The organism is Actinomycetospora sp., from assembly GCF_036497245.1.
Lineage (GTDB): Bacteria > Actinomycetota > Actinomycetes > Mycobacteriales > Pseudonocardiaceae > Actinomycetospora.
The window spans coordinates 1-16210 of sequence record NZ_DASXJS010000277.1; the positions used below are offsets into that span (position 1 = coordinate 1).

General features: G+C 75.7%; 12 protein-coding genes and 1 pseudogene. 9 read left to right on the top strand and 4 right to left on the bottom strand.

All coding sequences use genetic code 11. From position 1 onward, the window contains the following. Both VGI02_RS27985 and VGI02_RS27990 read right to left on the bottom strand, forming a co-directional pair. A pseudogene (locus tag VGI02_RS27985) lies at positions 1 to 722 on the bottom strand (hypothetical protein); the annotation flags it as partial. A 180-nt stretch (positions 723 to 902) separates the two neighbouring features. Further along, positions 903 to 2276, bottom strand: a complete 1374-nt coding sequence (locus VGI02_RS27990; RefSeq protein WP_331633165.1) for a calcium:cation antiporter family protein — start codon at positions 2274 to 2276, stop codon at positions 903 to 905. A gap of 155 nt (positions 2277 to 2431) precedes the next feature. Here VGI02_RS27990 and VGI02_RS27995 point away from each other — a divergent pair, with 155 nt between their 5' ends. The 3 genes from VGI02_RS27995 (at position 2432) to VGI02_RS28005 (ending at position 5312) form a co-directional block, all read left to right on the top strand. After that, a complete protein-coding gene (locus tag VGI02_RS27995) occupies positions 2432 to 3418 on the top strand; it encodes a mechanosensitive ion channel family protein (RefSeq protein WP_331633167.1) in 987 nt (328 codons plus the stop codon). A 123-nt stretch (positions 3419 to 3541) separates the two neighbouring features. Beyond that, positions 3542 to 4453, top strand: a complete 912-nt coding sequence (locus VGI02_RS28000; RefSeq protein ID WP_331633169.1) for a serine hydrolase — start codon at positions 3542 to 3544, stop codon at positions 4451 to 4453. A 43-nt stretch (positions 4454 to 4496) separates the two neighbouring features. Further along, complete coding sequence (locus VGI02_RS28005; protein WP_331633171.1) at positions 4497 to 5312, top strand: serine hydrolase domain-containing protein; 816 nt, start codon at positions 4497 to 4499, stop codon at positions 5310 to 5312. Positions 5313 to 5391: 79 nt separating this feature from the next. Here VGI02_RS28005 and VGI02_RS28010 read toward each other — a convergent pair whose 3' ends face one another. Then, positions 5392 to 6123, bottom strand: a complete 732-nt coding sequence (locus tag VGI02_RS28010; RefSeq protein WP_331633173.1) for a YaaA family protein — start codon at positions 6121 to 6123, stop codon at positions 5392 to 5394. 77 nt (positions 6124 to 6200) lie between these two features. On the opposite strand from VGI02_RS28010, the gene VGI02_RS28015 reads away from it, so the two are divergent. From VGI02_RS28015 to VGI02_RS28035, 5 genes are all read left to right on the top strand, one after another. Then, positions 6201 to 7145, top strand: a complete 945-nt coding sequence (locus VGI02_RS28015) for a phosphotransferase (protein WP_331633176.1) — start codon at positions 6201 to 6203, stop codon at positions 7143 to 7145. Between the two features lie 63 nt (positions 7146 to 7208). Further along, positions 7209 to 11498 carry a TIGR02680 family protein gene (locus tag VGI02_RS28020; protein ID WP_331633178.1) on the top strand — a complete coding sequence of 1430 codons (4290 nt, stop codon included), beginning with the start codon at positions 7209 to 7211 and terminating at the stop codon, positions 11496 to 11498. Further along, entirely contained in the window at positions 11495 to 12967 is a 1473-nt protein-coding gene (locus tag VGI02_RS28025; protein ID WP_331633180.1) for a TIGR02677 family protein, read from the top strand. The genes VGI02_RS28020 and VGI02_RS28025 overlap by 4 nt, the downstream gene beginning before the upstream one ends. Positions 12968 to 13049: 82 nt before the next feature. After that, positions 13050 to 14210: a TIGR02678 family protein gene (locus VGI02_RS28030; protein WP_331633182.1), complete on the top strand. Its 1161-nt coding sequence runs from the start codon at positions 13050 to 13052 to the stop codon at positions 14208 to 14210. Between the two features lie 71 nt (positions 14211 to 14281). Continuing rightward, entirely contained in the window at positions 14282 to 14719 is a 438-nt protein-coding gene (locus VGI02_RS28035; RefSeq protein ID WP_331633188.1) for a hypothetical protein, read from the top strand. 16 nt (positions 14720 to 14735) lie between these two features. On the opposite strand, the gene VGI02_RS28040 is transcribed toward VGI02_RS28035, so the two are convergent. Continuing rightward, positions 14736 to 15485, bottom strand: coding sequence for an EI24 domain-containing protein (locus VGI02_RS28040; protein ID WP_331633184.1), 750 nt, complete (start codon positions 15483 to 15485; stop codon positions 14736 to 14738). Between the two features lie 44 nt (positions 15486 to 15529). On the opposite strand from VGI02_RS28040, the gene VGI02_RS28045 reads away from it, so the two are divergent. Continuing rightward, positions 15530 to 16210 (top strand): TroA family protein (locus VGI02_RS28045; RefSeq protein WP_331633186.1); only part of this gene is annotated, 681 nt, incomplete at its 3' end.

The window sequence follows — 16210 nt, forward strand, 5'->3', positions numbered from 1 at the left end:
CCCGTGCCGAGGGCGGCGCACGCCGTCGCGAGCAGTCCGAGGGCGAGGAGTCCGGCGAGCGCCAGCGGGGACGAACCCAGGCGGCCGATCACGGGCACGACGACGTCGGGCTCGCCGGCCGCGATCACCGCGCCGATCAGGGCCAGTGCCCCGAGGACGAGACCGAGCAACCCGGGCATTCGGCCCGTGCCGGGGCCGTCCGGCACGGTGGCCCGCCCGCGTCGGGCCGGGCCGGCGACCAGGTCGGTGACGGCGTCGTCCTCGTCGGCTGTCGCCTCCAGTGCGGCCGGACGGAACGGGCGCGGGGCGGCCGCGGACGTGGCGGCCGGGCGGGGCACGGGGGCGGCGGTCGTCGTGGCCGGCACCGGGGCCGGGGCAGGGCGGGGCGTCGAGGCGGGGCGCGACGCGGCGACCTGTGCCGCCTCGACCCGCTCCAACGACCCGGGAGCGGTCCGTCGGGCGGCGATCTGCGCCCGTCGTGCGGTGACGCCGTGCCGGGGCGGGGTGCTCGGGGCTGCCGGGTCCGCGGAGGGCCGCGGAGCGCCCTCGACCTCCGAGGCAGGCCCCCACGCCGTCACCTCACCGGTGTCGGGCGTGCGGTGCCTGCCCCTCGTCGGTACCGCGCCGCCCGGGGGCTCCGTCCGGGCCGGTCCGCCGTCTCGCGCCACCTGCATGGCGACCCGACCGGGCTGCTGACGGGGCGTCGGGGTGGGGCGGGGCATGCGCGGGCTCCCGGGGCACGGCGGTGGGGACGTCCGGGAGATCGTCGGCCAGGGCGGCCGCGTTACCCCGCCGTGACGCGCATCCGGTGCCAGGCACGGGCGAGGGACGTGGCGATCGGTGTCATCACGCGCCGGTCGTTCCGATCTCGACGCCGTGCACGTACATCACGGCGAGCTTGGTCACCGGCTCTCCCGGGTCAGCTCGGCGTACGGCGTGCGCAGGCCGTCACGCACCAGTGTGACCAGTGATCGTCGCGACCGTACGAAGAGCGCGATCGCGAGCACCACGTAGATCGCGGAGATGACGAGGAGCTCGAGGTCCTGGGCGGGCCCGCTCAGCATGGCGGCGAGCACGAACTGCAGCGCGAACAGGCCGACGAGGGACAGGGCGCCCTTCACCGTGATCGACAGGGTCACCAGCAGGGCTACCGCGAACAGCGACTGGGTGGCGGTCAACAGCAGCTCCTCGCGCTGCTCGATGTCGATCGGGAGCCCGTGCAGCGAGCCCGCGGCGAGGGCGAACACGATGGGCAGCGTCCCCACGAGCAGTGACCACTGGTTGACCTTCGACGAGACCAGCGTCGCGAGCGCGTCGGTGGTCTTGAGCCGCCACGCGTAGAGCCCGGCCACGAGCAGCTCCGGGGCCTCGGAGGCGAACGGTGCGACCCACTGGACGAGGAAGAACTGGCTGATGCCGAGCTCAGTGCCGGTCTCGACGAGGGAGTCGGCGAAGTGCTCGGCACAGAGCAGGATGACCGCGGCCGCGAGGACGAAGAGGCCGATGTACCAGGCCCGGCGCGGGGTGGCCTCCTTCTCCCCGACCCAGGCCGACGGCCCGATGAGCTCCGGCTCCTCGGCGGGAGCGCGGGCCACCCGGATGCTGTAGGCGACGAAGATCCCGACCAGGACGACCGTGTCGACGAGCGTGATGCTCACGCGCAGCGGCAGCGTGAGCGAGTACAGGGTCGCCAGCAGCAGGAACACCAGCGGCACCGAGTCGGTGCGCGAGAGCGTGACCCGCGTGGAGTGGCCCGGGCGGTGGGTCGTGCCGCCGTCGCCGTGGGCGTCCCGGCCGCGGGAGGAGTCGCGGCGCAGCCGGATCGCGGCGAGCAGCACCACGAGCGCCCAGCCGATGCCGACCAGGATCCGGTTCGCGCCGGTCATGTTGGCCAGCGCCAGACCGCACGGGGACTGCTCGGTCGAGCCCGGTGGGAGGCACGTGGGTCCATGGAGGGCGTACGCGTTGCCGCCCTGGATCGTGAACACGAAGTCCACCGCGTACTCGGGCAGCACCGCGACCAGCGCCAGCAGGGCGATGGCGAGGCCCGCCGAGATGTCGACCTGCGCGGCCTCCGCGGCCCAGGAGAGCAGGAACGCCGCGCCGACGATCGCCAGCCCGTAGAGCAGCGCGTCGACCGGCGGCGACACCGAGAGCCCGACGACGCTCATGACGACGCCCGGCAGCGCGACCGCCACCGCCCCGGCGACCAGCAACGGTGAGCGGGAGCGGGAGCGGGGCGGGCCGTGCGCGGTGGTCCCCGCGGAGTCGGGCATAGCGGTGTCCCTACCCGGCCCGGGCCGACGGCACCCCTGCGCCACGCCGCCCCACCCCCGTTGTCATGTCACCCATGGGTGTCAGGCACCGTGGCGGCCCGTCATCGATCCGACCCGTAGTCCCGAGGTGTGAACCGCGCGTCGTGCTCCCCACCGTGCAGCCCTCCGCTCTCCCGCTCCCCCACGTCGCTGCGCCGTTCGGCGCAGTGGCCCCCGAATGCGCCGCCGACGCCGGCTCCTGGTGCTCCCGGGTGTGGTCGTGGACCGGCATGTCGTGGCTCGCCCGCGGCGCCGACGCCACGGTCTCCGTGCTGTTCTCGGTGATCGGGATCGTCCTGGTCGCCCTGATCGTGCGCTTCGTCGTCAACCGCGTCATCGCCCAGATCTCCGCGGGCGCGGGTGTCCCGGGACTGATGAGCCTGTTGCGTCGCGGCCGCGGCGTCACCGACGCCGAGAGCATCGAGGCCTTCGGCTCGGCGCGACGCGCGCAGCGGGCCAGGACCGTCGGCTCCGTGCTGCGGTCCGCGGCCACGATCCTGATCTTCGGGACCGCGTTCATGATGGTGCTGTCCCGCTTCGGGGTGAACCTCGCGCCGGTACTCGCCTCGGCCGGCGTGCTCGGTCTCGCCGTCGGCTTCGGCGCCCAGAACCTGGTCAAGGACTTCATCTCCGGCATCTTCATGCTGCTCGAGGACCAGTACGGGGTCGGTGACCACGTCGACCTCGGGGACGCCGTCGGCACCATCGAGCATGTCGGCCTGCGCACCACGTCGGTCCGCGACGTGTCCGGCGTCGTCTGGTACGTCCGCAACGGGACGATCGAGCGGGTCGGGAACGCTTCGCAGGACCACGCGGTCGCCGTCGTCGACGTCCCGCTCGAGCTGGACACCGACGTCGAGGAGGCCGGCCGCGTCGCCGAGAAGGCGGCCCGCGAGGCCGTCGGCGAGGGGCTCGCCCGTGACGTCATCGACCCGCCGCGGGTGCTCGGCGTGCAGGCCGTCACCGAGTCCGCGCTGACCCTGCGCCTGACCACGAAGACCCGCCCGAACCGTCAGTGGGCGGTCAAGCGGGCGATCACCGAGCGGGTCGTCTCCGACCTGCGCACCGCGTCCGCGCCGACCGGGACGGCGACCGCCGCCTGATCCCAGGAGCGTGATCCGGGCGCCCGGTTCCCGACGGCCGCGGTTTCGGTCGGCGTGTCCCGTGCGTCACGTTCGCCTGCCCCGCGTGGGGACCGCGGCGCGCCGGGCGGCATCATCCTGGAGATGGCGCGCAGCCCGGACCTCCGGTGGACGCGCCGGGCGGTCGTCGTGCTCGGCGTCGTCGTCCTGCTGTGCGTGGGCGGCCCGGTCCTCTGGCCGATGCTGAATCCGGCCGTCGAGGTGGAGCGCGTGGCGCCCGCGCCGCCGGGCACCGCGTCGCCCGCGCCCGCCGCCCCCGGACCAGGACCCGTCACCCCCGCGCCGGTCCAGGCCGCCGTCGAGGCCGCCGACGCCACCGTGACCCGGTCCGGCGCCGACGTCGGGATCGCTCTCCTCGACCGGAGCACCGGCGCGCTGGCCACCAACGACGAGGCGGCCGAGGCGATGAACTCGGCCTCGCTCTCGAAGCTGCTCACGGCGGTGGACGTGCTCGCGGGGGGTTCGTCGGCGGTGACCGACGACGACCGCGCGCTGCTGCGTGACGCGCTCGGCCCCAGCGACGACCCGGCGATGAACGCGCTGTGGTCCCGCCACGGCGGATCGGCCGGGATCGAGCGGGTCGTCGCGCGGCTCGGCCTCACCGACACCGAGCTGCCCGGCGATCCCTCGCAGTGGGGTGAGGTGAAGCTCTCGGCCCGGGACATGACCACGGTGCTGCGGTTCGTCCTCGAGGGGCTCGCCCCGTCCGACCGCGACCTGGTCCGCTCGGCGATGGCCGGCGCGCCCGCCCGGGCGGCCGACGGCTTCGACCAGGCGTTCGGGCTGTTCGACGCGGCCCGGCGCGGGCCGGCGGCGGCGAAGCAGGGCTGGCTGTGCTGCCTGGAGTCGAGCATCGACCTGCACAGCGCCGGATTCCTCGACGGCGACGGGCGCTACGTGCTCGCGATCCTCTCGAACCAGCCCTTCGGCTACGGCCCGGCCCGCACGGTGCTCGACGACGCCACGGACGCGATCCGCGACCGGCTCGGCGTGTAGGGCCCGCCCGTCCGACGGGAGGCGCTGGCTAGGGTCGGCGCCCGTGGAGAGCCTGCGCCGCGTGGACGACTGGCCCGTCGAGCACGCGGCGGCCGCCGTCGTGACCTCGGCCGGGACGACGACCCACGGCGAGGCCGACCGACGGTTCCCCCTCGCGTCCGTGACGAAGCTGCTGGTCGCGGTGGCCGCGCTGCTCGCCGTCGAGGAGGAGGCGATCACCCTCGACGAGCCCGCCGGGCCCGAGGGCTCCACGGTCCGCCACCTGCTCGCCCACACGTCCGGGCTCGCCTTCTCGGAGCAGCGCGTCGTCGCCGAGCCCGGGACGCGGCGGCTGTACTCCTCGGCGGGGTTCGAGGTGCTCGCCGACCACCTGGCCGCCCGGACGGGCATCGGGTTCGCCGACTACCTGCACGAGGCGGTGTGCGAGCCGCTCGGGATGACGTCGACGTCGCTGGACGGCTCACCCGGGCACGGCGCCACGTCGACCGTCGCCGATCTCGCCGCGTTCGCTGCCGAACTGCGCGCCCCGACCCTGCTCGCGCCCGAGACGATGACCGAGGCGACGAGGGTCCAGTTCCCCGGGCTCAACGGCGTCCTGCCGGGGCTCGGGCACCAGAAGCCCAACGACTGGGGGCTCGGCGTCGAGCTGCGCGACCACAAGGCGCCGCACTGGACCGGGGCGTCGAGCTCACCGACCACGTTCGGGCACTTCGGCCAGTCCGGGACGTTCCTGTGGGTGGACCCCGCCGTGGACGCGGCCTGTGTGGTGCTGACCGACCGCGACTTCGGCGAGTGGGCGAAGGAGGCCTGGCCGCCGTTCACGGACGGGGTTCTCGCGGAGCTGGGCGCCCGCCCCTGACAGCAATGGCCCCCTATCGGCGTGCTCCCCTTCCTCTGACGAGCGGAGGGCGCCACCCACGCGTGTCGGAGCCTCCCGCTCAGCGCGGCACCACGAGCACCAGCGACGTGGCGTCCGCCCGCTCCACGCGCAGTCCGGCGTCCGCCAGCACCGCGAGCACGCCCGCGGTGTCCTTCGGCCGGCGCCGCGTGGACGCGAGCAGCCGCGCCGCGTGCCCCTTGAACGACTTGTTCGCGTGGCTGACCGTCGTCCGGGACCCGTCGGGCGCCTCCGACACCACGTCCAGCGTCGTCGCGCCCGCCGCCGGGGCCAGCGCGGCGTAGCCGCCGGAGCGCAGGTCGACCACGTGGTCGTCGAGCCCGGCGAGGACCGGACCGAGCACCGGGCGCCACACCGTGCGCAGCCCGCCCCGCCCCGGCAGCGTCGAGCCGGACGAGAGCCGGTAGGCCGGGATCGGATCGGTGCCCATGACCAGGCCGAACAGGGCCGAGCACACCGCGATCCGGCGCCGCGCGGCCGTCGTCAGGGACCGGGCGTCGAGGGCGTCGTAGAGCACACCGGTGTAGCGGCGCAACGCCGGCGCGGTCGGTGAGGTCCACAGCGACGCGTTCCGCCCGATCTCGTCGTCCTGGCGCTCGCTGACTCCGAGCGCCGCGCGGGAACCGGGGACGTCCTCCGCGAGCGCCACCACCTCGTCCACCAGCTCGTGGCGCACCGGGTTCAACGCCGGGAACGACAGCGCGTCCAGGTCCAGCGCGGGGCCGCGCCCGCCCGTCGCCTTGGTCTCGGACGGCGGCAGCACGACGAGCACGGCGGAGAACTCCTCCTCGACGGGGTGGTGCGACAGGCATGATCTCCCCACCGGCGGGTCGGGACGGGAGCGGGGCGATGTCGGCAGCGGAGCCTGGGGATCTCGAGCGGCGCTACGCCGCCGAGCTCGCCTGGGCGGCCGCCCACACGACGATCACCGGCCCGCCCACCGCCCGCGAGCGGCCCTGGTCGACCGTCCTGTGCCTGCCCACCCCCACCGGACCGGTCTGGCTCAAGGCCACTGCACCCGCCGCCCGCGCCGAGGTCGGGCTCTACGGCGTGCTCGCCGCCCGCGCGCCGCGGGCGGTGCTCGTCCCGCTCGCCCGCGACGAGGACCGCGGGTGGCTGCTGCTCCCCGACGGCGGCCCGACGCTGCGGGACGGCCCGCCCGGGCAGGTGGCCGCGGCCGTCGCCGCCGCGATGCCGGTCTACGCCGCCCTGCAGCGCGCCGTGGCGCCCGCGCGCGCCGAGGTCCTCGCGGCCGGGGTACCGGACGCCTCGCCCGCGGCGCTGCCTGCGCGCCTCGAGGAGGCCCTCGCGGTCACCGGCCTCGACGACGACGTCCCCCGGCGCCGCGGCCTCGTCGCGCGCTGGGCCGGGGAGCTGGCCGACGGACCGGGCGCGGATCTCGTCACCGTCGACCACCAGGACCTCCACCCCGGCAACGTCCTGTCGGCGACCCCGGAGCACGGGCCGCGCTTCTACGACTGGGGCGACGCCGTCCTCGCTCATCCGTTCGCGTGCCTGCTCGTGGCCCTCGGCGGGCTCGCCCGGACCCTGGGCGTCGCGCCGGACGACCCTGCGGTGACGACCGCGCGCGACGCCTACCTCGACGGGTTCTCCGACCTGGCGGGTCACGACGACCTCGTACGCGCGGCCGTCCTCGCCTGCCGCGCCGCCGTCGTCGCCCGCGCCCTCACCTGGCACCGCGCCGTCGGCGCCGTCCCGGAGCACCCGTTCGCCGGGGCGCCCCGGAGCACCCTCGCGACACTCGGGAACCCGTCCCCGTTCGACGCGGTGTGACCCGCGTTCCGTCCCCACGGGCGTGACCCGGGCCCGCCGGGGCGGGTCCGTACCCTCCTCCGGGTGGCGCAGACGGAGAGGACGCGGCGGTGGCGGCCGTCCCGCGCCGGGATCCTGAACGTGTACCAGTACCAGGACGAGGTGCTGGACTTCGCCGGCGGACGCCTGCTGCTGCGAGGGGTCAACGGCTCGGGCAAGTCGACGGCGATGAACATGCTGCTGCCGTTCCTGCTCGAGGCGGACGTCCGCAAGATCGACGCCGCGGGTGAGCAGCGGGGCGTGCTGCGCAGCTGGATGCTCTCCGACAACGACGACACCCAGCGCACCGGTTACCTGTGGATCGAGTTCACGCGGGACGACGACGGCGGAGCGCCCGAGTACCGCACCGTCGGCTGCGGCATCCGGGCCAACCGGAGTACCGACCGTGTCACGACGTGGTGGTTCTCCACCGAGCGCCGCGCGAGGACCGGGGCGAGCGCAGCGACGGGGCATGGCGCCGACTTCCGGCTCACCGAGGCCGACGTGCCGTTCTCCGCCGACGTGCTGCGCACCGAACTGGGGACGCACGGCCAGGTGTTCGGGTCCACGGCGGAGTACCGCGCCGAGGTGGCCCGGCGCTTCTTCGGCGGGACCGACCCGTCCGCGTACTTCCGGCTGCTGCACCAGGTCCGCAACCCGCGCGTCGGCGACCGCATCGACACCGACCTGCCGCGCACCCTGCGCGAGGCGCTGCCACCGGTCCCCGACGACGCCGTCTCGGACGCCGCCCAGCCCCTCGAGGACCTCGAGGACCACCGCCGCAACGTCACCGACCTCGCGACGACGGCCGAGGCGCTCGGCGGGGTCGTGGAGGTCTACGCCGACTACGCCCGCCGGGTGCTCATGACCGCGGTCGAGGGCGCGGGCTCCGCGGTGGACGCCGCCCGCACGGCCACGAAACGCCTCGAGCGGGACCAGTCCGCCGCGGGCCGCGCGGTGACGGCCCGGGACGGCGCGGCCCGCACCGTCGGCGACCTGAGCGACGAGCACGCCCGCGCGACCTCGGAGCGCCAGGGCCTGGTGAGCCTCCCGGAGTACTCCGCCCACGCCGACCTGGTGCGCCGCCGCGACGAGCTGAGCCGCGCGGACGACGCCGCCGCGACCCTCGACGGCGTCCGGGAGCGGGCCCGCGCGCGCACGACGACGTCCGCGGACGCCGCCGGCGGCGCCCGGGGGCAGCTCGAGTCCGACCTCGCCGGGGTGGCGCAGCACCTGGGGGAGGTGGCGACGGCGGCCCGGACCGCATCCGCGCCCGTCCGGCTGCCCGACCCGCCCGCGCTGGTCACCGAGCCACGGCACGACGAGGCCGGGGGCACCGCCGTCGACGTGCCCGCCGATCTCGACCACACCGGGGCCGACCCCGCCGAGGATCTCCCCGGCGAGCTCGTCGGGATCGCCGACGGTCTCCGCGCCCACCGCGGCACCGTGCGTGACCTGCGGGAACGTGCCGTGGCCGCCGACCGGGAGACCGCGGCGGCCGACCGGGCCGACACCGAGGCGACCGAGGCCCGCGAGCGCGCCGACGGTGCCGCCGAGGAGGCCGACACCGCCCGCCGGGCGGCCCGGGTCGCCGCGGACGAGCACGCCACATCGGTCGGCGCGTGGCACGAGCGCCTCGCGGCGCACCTGGCCGTCGTGCCCGCGGCCGAGCCGGGCGGGGCCCCCGGCTGGCTCCCGGCGCCGGCACCCGAGCCACCCGACGGACCAACCGAGCACGCCGATAGGGACGCGGGAGACGACCTCCGCCGTCGTGCGGAGGCCCTCGTCGCCGCGGCCCGCCGTGTCTGCGACGACGCCTCCGGTGCCCTCGCCGCCGCGCGCAGCCGGGCGTCGGTGCGCGTCGACGAGGTCGGTGCCGAGCTCGGCGAACTGCGGGCCGAGTACGCGCGGGTCGAGGCGGCCGACGAACTGCCGCTGCCCCGCGAGGCGTGGCGGACCGACGCCGACACCGCCGACGGGGTCCTGCTCGCCTCCGTCGTCGACTTCGAGGACAGCCTCGACGACGGGTCCCGCGCCGGGCTCGAGGCCGCTCTGGAGGCGTCCGGTCTGCTGGCCGCGCGGGTCAGCGCGGACGGCGCGCTGCGCGGCGAGGGCGGGGAGCTGCTGGTGACGGAGCAACCGAGCACGCCGATCGGCGGTCCTGACGCGTCCGCCGAGCACGCAGAACGGGGGCTCGGTCGCCTCCTCGTCCCGATCGACACCGGCGCGGTGCCCACCGACGTCGTCGCCCGGGTCCTCGCCGGGATCGGGGACGGGCGGACGTCGGGCACCGCCGGTCTGTGGGTGTCCGCCGACGGGTCGTTCGGCGCCGGAGGACTGCGCGGCCGGCACACCAAGCCCGCCGCCGAGCACGTCGGAGCCGGGGCCCGCGCCCAGGCCCGCGAGCGTCGGCTGGCGGAACTTGCCGCGCGGACCGACGAGGCGCAGACGCGCCTCGCGGCGGCCCGCGGGGTGTCCGAGGCCCTGGACGAGCACGCCGACGGGCTGCGGGCCCTCGTCCGGGACCTGCCGTCGACCCGGGCCGTGGACGACGCCGTCGTCGGGGCGACCGGCGCGGTCCGCTACGCCGAGGAGGCTGCCGGGCGCGCGTCCGAGCGGGCCGCCACGGCCGCCGAGACCCGTCGTCGCGCCGACGACGCTGTGGCCCGGCTGCAGCAGGAGGCGTCCGACGCCGGCCTGCCGACCGACCCGGCCCGCCTCGAGGAGCTCCTCGAGGCGATCTCGGACGGGGAGCGGGCGCTGGCCTCGGTCGAGTCGGCGGCCGAGCGGGTCCGGCGCAGCGGCCGGGCCTGGCGCGAGGCGATCGCCGCGTGGGAGCGGGAGGTCGCCGATCTCACCTCCGCCGTCGCCGACCACCGGGCCGCCGCCGGGCACGCCGCCTCGGTGCGCACCGAGCTGGACACCGCCCAGGCGGCCCTCGGCGAGGAGCCGGCGAAGGTCGCGGCGCGGGTCTCCGAGCTCGACTCCCATCTGCGCGAGGTGGCCGGCAGGCTCGAGACGGCCCGCGAGGAGCAGACGAACGCCACCGTGGCCGTCCGCGAGGCCGAGCTGCGGGTGGAGTCGGCGCGGGAGACCGTGACCGAGCGGGAGAAGGCGGCGACGGCCGGCCGGGCGCGGCTGGTGGAGGCCGCCGAGGTCCCCGGGCTGCTCGCCGCCGCGGAGCGCAGTCCCGATCCGTCCGCGGCCGGACGACCCACCCCCGACGGAACGAACGACTCGTTCGTGCATATAGAAGCCACGAACGAGTCGTTGGTTCAGGAGGAGGCGGGCCCGGAACCGATCCCGGCCACCCCGGACACCGTCGAGGGGGCGCAGGAGCTGGTGACGGCGCTGCGCGAGCGCATCCCGGCCCCGCGCGTGCAGGTCACCGAGGACGCCCTGGAGAAGGCGTTGCGCGCGACCCGCGACCAGCTCGCCTCCGGCTGGGACATCGAGTCCCGCCGCGGCGCCGACGGCACTCCGCTCGCGGTCCACGTCACCGGCCCGACCCGCGCGGTGCTGGCGCAGATGGTGCACCGGGTCGCGATCCAGCGGCGCCGCGCGACGAGCCTGCTCTCCGCCCAGCAGGACCAGGCGCTGCGGAACCTGCTCCACGGCCGGATCGCCCGGGAGGTGGCGGACGCGCTGTTCGCCGCCCGCGAGCTGGTCGAGCGGATCAACCGGATCCTCACGGGGGTCACGTCCAGCCAGGGCATCGGCGTGCGGCTGGAGTGGAAGCCCCGCGGCGACCTCGACCCGGACACCGCCACCGCGCTCGAGCTGCTCGGCAAGCATCCCGACCTCCGCACCCCCGAGGAGGACGACCAGGTCCGGGAGGCGGTCAAGGGCCTCGTCGAGCTGGCCCGCACGCAGGACCCCGAGGCGTCGTACCGCACCGTGATCGGCGAGGTCCTCGACTACCGGACCTGGCACGAGATGCGGATCTACCTGCGGCGACCGAACCGCAACGACGAGCTGCTGACGCGCCGGACCACCCTGTCCGAGGGTGAGAAGAAGCTGGTCACCGTCCTGCCGATGGCCAGCGCCGCCGCCGCGAGCGCGGCCGCGCACGACCCGCACGGTGTCGGTGCCCCGCGGCTGGTGCTGCTCGACGACGCGTTCGCGAAGGTCTCCGAGGACAACCACGCGAAGCTCTTCGGCCTGCTCGTGGACCTCGACGTGGACTTCGTCGTGACCTCCGAGCGGCTGTGGGGCACGCACTCGAACGTGCCCGCGCTCGCGATCACCGAGGTCCTGCGCGACCCGGAGCTGCGGGCCATCGCGCTGGTGCACTACCGCTGGAACGGGCACGAGCTGGCGGTCGCCGCGTCGTGACGTCAGCAGGCATCCGCACGACGGTCTTCTCCTACGTCACCGAGTCGCCGGACTACCGCGCGATCCTCGCCGTGTTCGCGGGCACGTTCTTCGCCGAGCTGACCCCCACCGAGGTCACCGCGCGCCTGGCGGACGCCGGGCTGGAGCTCGAGGAGAGCACGGTCACCGGCCGGCTCGAGCAGCTGCGCGAGTGGGGCAACCTCGAGGTGTCCGCGTCGGTCGGGCAGGTCGGCACCGTCGAGGACTACTACCGGCGCCGGAACCGCTACCTGATCACGCGTGTGGGCCAGGAGGTGCACGACCTCGTCGAGGGCGTGCTCGCCCAGGTCGACGACGTGCGCGACGTCTCCCTCGGCCGGCTCGAGCAGCTGCGTGTCGGGCTGGAGGCCCTCACCCGCCTCGACGCCGCGAGCGCCCCGCCGGACCGGCTCGCGGAGGCCGTCCGGGCGGTGTTCGACCCCCACGTGGCGTTCTCGGCCGAGATCACCCAGTTCTTCGCGGCGATCAACCAGTGGCAGTCCCGGTTCGACCTCGACGAGGACGAGTTCGCGTTCTTCTCCGAGGTCCTCGTCGGGTACGTCGGCGAGCGACTGGAGACGCTGCGGCGGGCCGCGCGGCCGATCTCGGCGCTGCTCGCCGAGGTGGAGCCGGTGGTCGGCACGATCGTCGAGCGCGCCGCCGACGGCCTCGCCGCGCGGGTCGCCGCCGCGGGCCTGTCGAGCGTGCGGGTGCGCCGCGAGCCGGGTGCCGCGGCCGCGGACTGGGAGAACCTGGCGTCGTGGTTCATCTCGACACCGGGACGGCCGAGCCGGGTGCAGACCCTGGAACGCGACGCCGTGGACGCCGTGCGGACCCTGACCCAGAACCTGACCCGCCTGTCGCGCACCGGCACCGCGGGCTCCTCGCGCCGGGTCGATTTCCTGCGCCTCGCGGTGTTCTTCTCCCGCGCCGACGCGCCGCGGGCGCACGAGCTGGGCTCGGCGGCCTTCGGCATGTTCGGGGCGCGGCACCTCGGCGGAGCGGGCGGGGACGACACCGACCCGGTCGCCGCGGCGACGTCGTGGTGGGACGCCCCGGTCGCGTCGATCCCGATCTCGCTGCGCGAGCGAGGGGACACCACGAGCCGCGGCCGCACCTCCCGCGTGCAGGACCGGACCCAGGAGCGCCGCCACCTGCTGGCCCGGCGCGCAGAGGTGGAGAGGCGCGCCGCCGCGGCACGGGCGGAGCTGCTCGAGGCCGGGGCGAGCGGGTTCACCGACCGCCTCTCCGAACCGGCGCTGCGCGAGCTGCAGCGGGTCCTCACCCGCGCCGTCGCGGACCTCGGTCCGGCCTCGGGTGCCGGCGAGGTGTCGCTCGACGGGGTGCGGTGCGCGGTGGAACGTCGCCCGGGCACGACGACGACGGTGCCCACCCACGCGGGCGCGCTGCGGATCGAGGGGCTCGCGATGACGGTGGAGCCGGCCCCGTGAGCCGCCCCCACCGGAACGAACGACTCGTTCGTGCATATAGAGGCCACGAACGAGTCGTTCGTTCCAGCGGGACGGGGCCGGGATGACCGCCCCGAGGTCCGACCCGCAGCGCGACGGCGAGCTGGTCACCGCCACCCGCGCGCTGCTCGCCCGCCCGTGGCGCACCGTGGAGTCCGACCCGGAACTGGTCGCGCTGATCCGCCGCCACACCGACGCCCTCGACGCGTGGTTCACGCAGGAGCTGAACTACCGGCTCGTCGTCACCGCGGACACCGCGCGTCTGGTGAAGACCGGCCACGTCCCGCCCGACCGGCCGCTGCGCACCGTCTCGGCGACCCCGCGCGCGTTCACCTCGGCCGAGTACACCGCGCTCGCGCTCGTGCTCGCCGCCACGACGTCCGGCGCCGACCGCACCAGCCTGCGCGACCTCGTCAACGCCGTGCACTCGGCGGCGGCCGAGGCGGGCATCGTCATGGACACCGACGCGGCGTCACGGCGGGCCCTCGTGACGGCGCTGCGCTGGCTGATCGCCCAGGGGATGCTGCGCGAGCTGGACCGCGGGGTCGCGACCTACGAGCACGACGCCGACGCGGACGCCCTGCTCGAGGTCCGACAGGACCGGATGGCGCTGCTCCCGACGGGCGCGGTCGTCGGCGCGGAGACCCCGGGTGAGCTCGTGGAGCGGGCCCGCGAGCGCGGGTCGGCGGCCACGGCGGCCCGGCGCCGGCTGGTGGAGGATCCGGTGGTGCTCCCGGGTGACCTCGACCCGGCGCGCTTCGCCGAGCTGCGCCGTCGCGCGGGGGACGAGGCGAAGCGCATCGAGGCCAGGACCGGGCTCGTCCTCGAGGCCCGCGCGGAGGGGTTCGCGGCGCTCGACGTCGACGGCGGGTGTTCCGACGTCGCGTTCCCGGCGGGCGGGACGGTGTCGCACGCGGCGTTGCTGCTGGTCAGCGAGCTGGTGTATCAGTTCCGGCCCGAGGACGATCCGGACCCGATCCCGTGGGTGTCCGTGCGCGAGGTGCTCGACGACCTGGTGGCCGAGCACGGCCGGTACTGGTCGAAGGGGGCGCTCGCCGACCGCGACCGGTTCGCCGCGGACGTGCTCGCGCTGCTGGTCTCGGTGCGGCTCGTGGTGGTCGCCGACGACGGCGCGGTCCGGGTCCTCCCGCCGGCCGCCCGGTACGCGCCCGAGGTGACGGTCGCGGACGGCGAGGCGGAGGAGGAGCAGCCGACCCTGCTCTGAGCCGGGCAGCAACGGCGCCACCCACTCATGACTGTCAGGGCTTCGTCCTACGGTGCGCACTCGTGGACGTGATGTCGGAGATCGGCGCGGCGGTCGAGGTCGGGCACGCCGGTGACCCCGACGAGGCCCGCCGTCGGCTCGCGCAGCTGTGGGACGACGCGGCGGTCCGGGCCGACCCCTTCCACCGCTGCACCCTGGCCCACTACGCAGCCGACCTCGAACCGGAGACCGTCGACGAGCTGCGCTGGGACCTCCGCGCCCTCGCCGCGGCCGACGAGGTCACCGACGAGCGGGCCCGCGCCCACCACGAATCGCTCTCGATCGCCGGTTTCTACCCGTCGCTGCACCTCAACCTCGGCGACGACTACCAGCGGCTCGGGGACGACGCGAGCGCCCGGCACCACCTCGAGCGGGCCCGCGCGGCGATCGACCGTCTTCCCGACGACGGGTACGGGCGCATGATCCGTGCCGGGATCGAGAGCCTCGCCCAGCGCTGCGGGGAGCGCTGATGCCGACACCGCGCGCTCAGACTGAGGTCGGCTCGCCGCACAGCTCCCGCGCCAGCAGCGTCGACGCCGCCGCCCCGACGGGCACGGCCAGGATCCCGACGAGCGGCAGCAGGCACAGCAGGTAGGTCGGCACCCCGACCGACCAGCTCAGCAGGCGGCGCGAGCGCACCAGCCGGCGCCGCTCCCGGAACCTGATCCCCCGACGTTCCAGCGCGGGCGCCGTCAGCTCGAGCACCAGCAGCCGTCCGCCGATCAGCGCCGCGACCACCGGCACGACGGTCTGGCCCAGCACCGGTACGAACCCGAGGACGAACAGCGGCACCGCGGCGATGATCGAGAGCGCCACGAGCACCAGCCCGTCACGTGCGCCCCGGGCCAGCGAGGTGACCATCGACCGGGAGGGTCCGGGCGGCACCGCACCGACGCCGTCGTCGACCAGCTCCGAGAGTCGCTCGTAGAACGGCCCGCCGATCGCGAGCGTGACCCCGACGAAGGCCAGCACCGCCACGAACGCGACCGCGGCCACCACCGCCACCTCCGCGACCACGTGCGTGGCCGACCGTGCGCCCGGGGACCAGCCGTCCGCGAACGGCGTGAGCAGCTCCGCGAGGTCCGGCAGGAACCGCCCGAGCACGGCGAGCACGGCGACGTAGAGCAGCACCGTCACCAGGGCGGGCAGCGCGCCGAGCCGCAGCAGGCGGGGTGAGCGCAGCACGGTGGACGCCCCGCGGGCGTACAGCCGCAGACCGAGCACGAGGTCCGACACGTCCGGATCCTCCCGCAGGTGCAGGCCACCTATCCTCGGGACCCATGCGGATCGCCTCGCTCCTGCCCGCGGCGACCGAGATCGTCGGCGCGCTCGGTCGGGCCGACGACCTCGTCGCGGTGACCTTCGAGTGCGACCACCCGCCGGGGATCCGTGACCGTGCTCCGGTCGTGGTCCGCTCCGCGCTCGAGGACGGCATGACCCCGGCCGAGATCGACACCTGCGTCCGGGAGCGCGCCGCGGCCGGGCTGCCGATGTACGACCTCGACCGGGAGGCGCTGCTCGCGGCAGCGCCCGACGTCGTCGTCACCCAGGATCTGTGCCGGGTCTGCGCGCTGCCCGGGCACACCGTGACCGAGGCGCTGACCCAGCTCGGGCTCGACGAGGTCCGGGTCCACTCGTTCGACCCGCACACCCTCGACGGCGTGCTCGACGGCATCGCCGCGCTGGCCGGGGCGGTGGGGACCGACGCCGGCCCGCTGCTCGCGACGCTGCGCGCCCGCCTCGACGCGGTGGCGGGCGCGCTCGCGGGCCGGGAGCGTCCCCGGGTCCTCGTCCTGGAGTGGACCGACCCGCCGTTCCTTCCCGGGCACTGGGTGCCCGAGCTCGTCCGCCGGGCCGGCGGGGAGCCGATCTCGGGTGCCGACGGCGGGCGCAGCGTCGCCGTCACGTGGGAGGACCTCGTCGACGGGGAGCGCCCCGACGCGGTGGTCGTCACCCCCTGC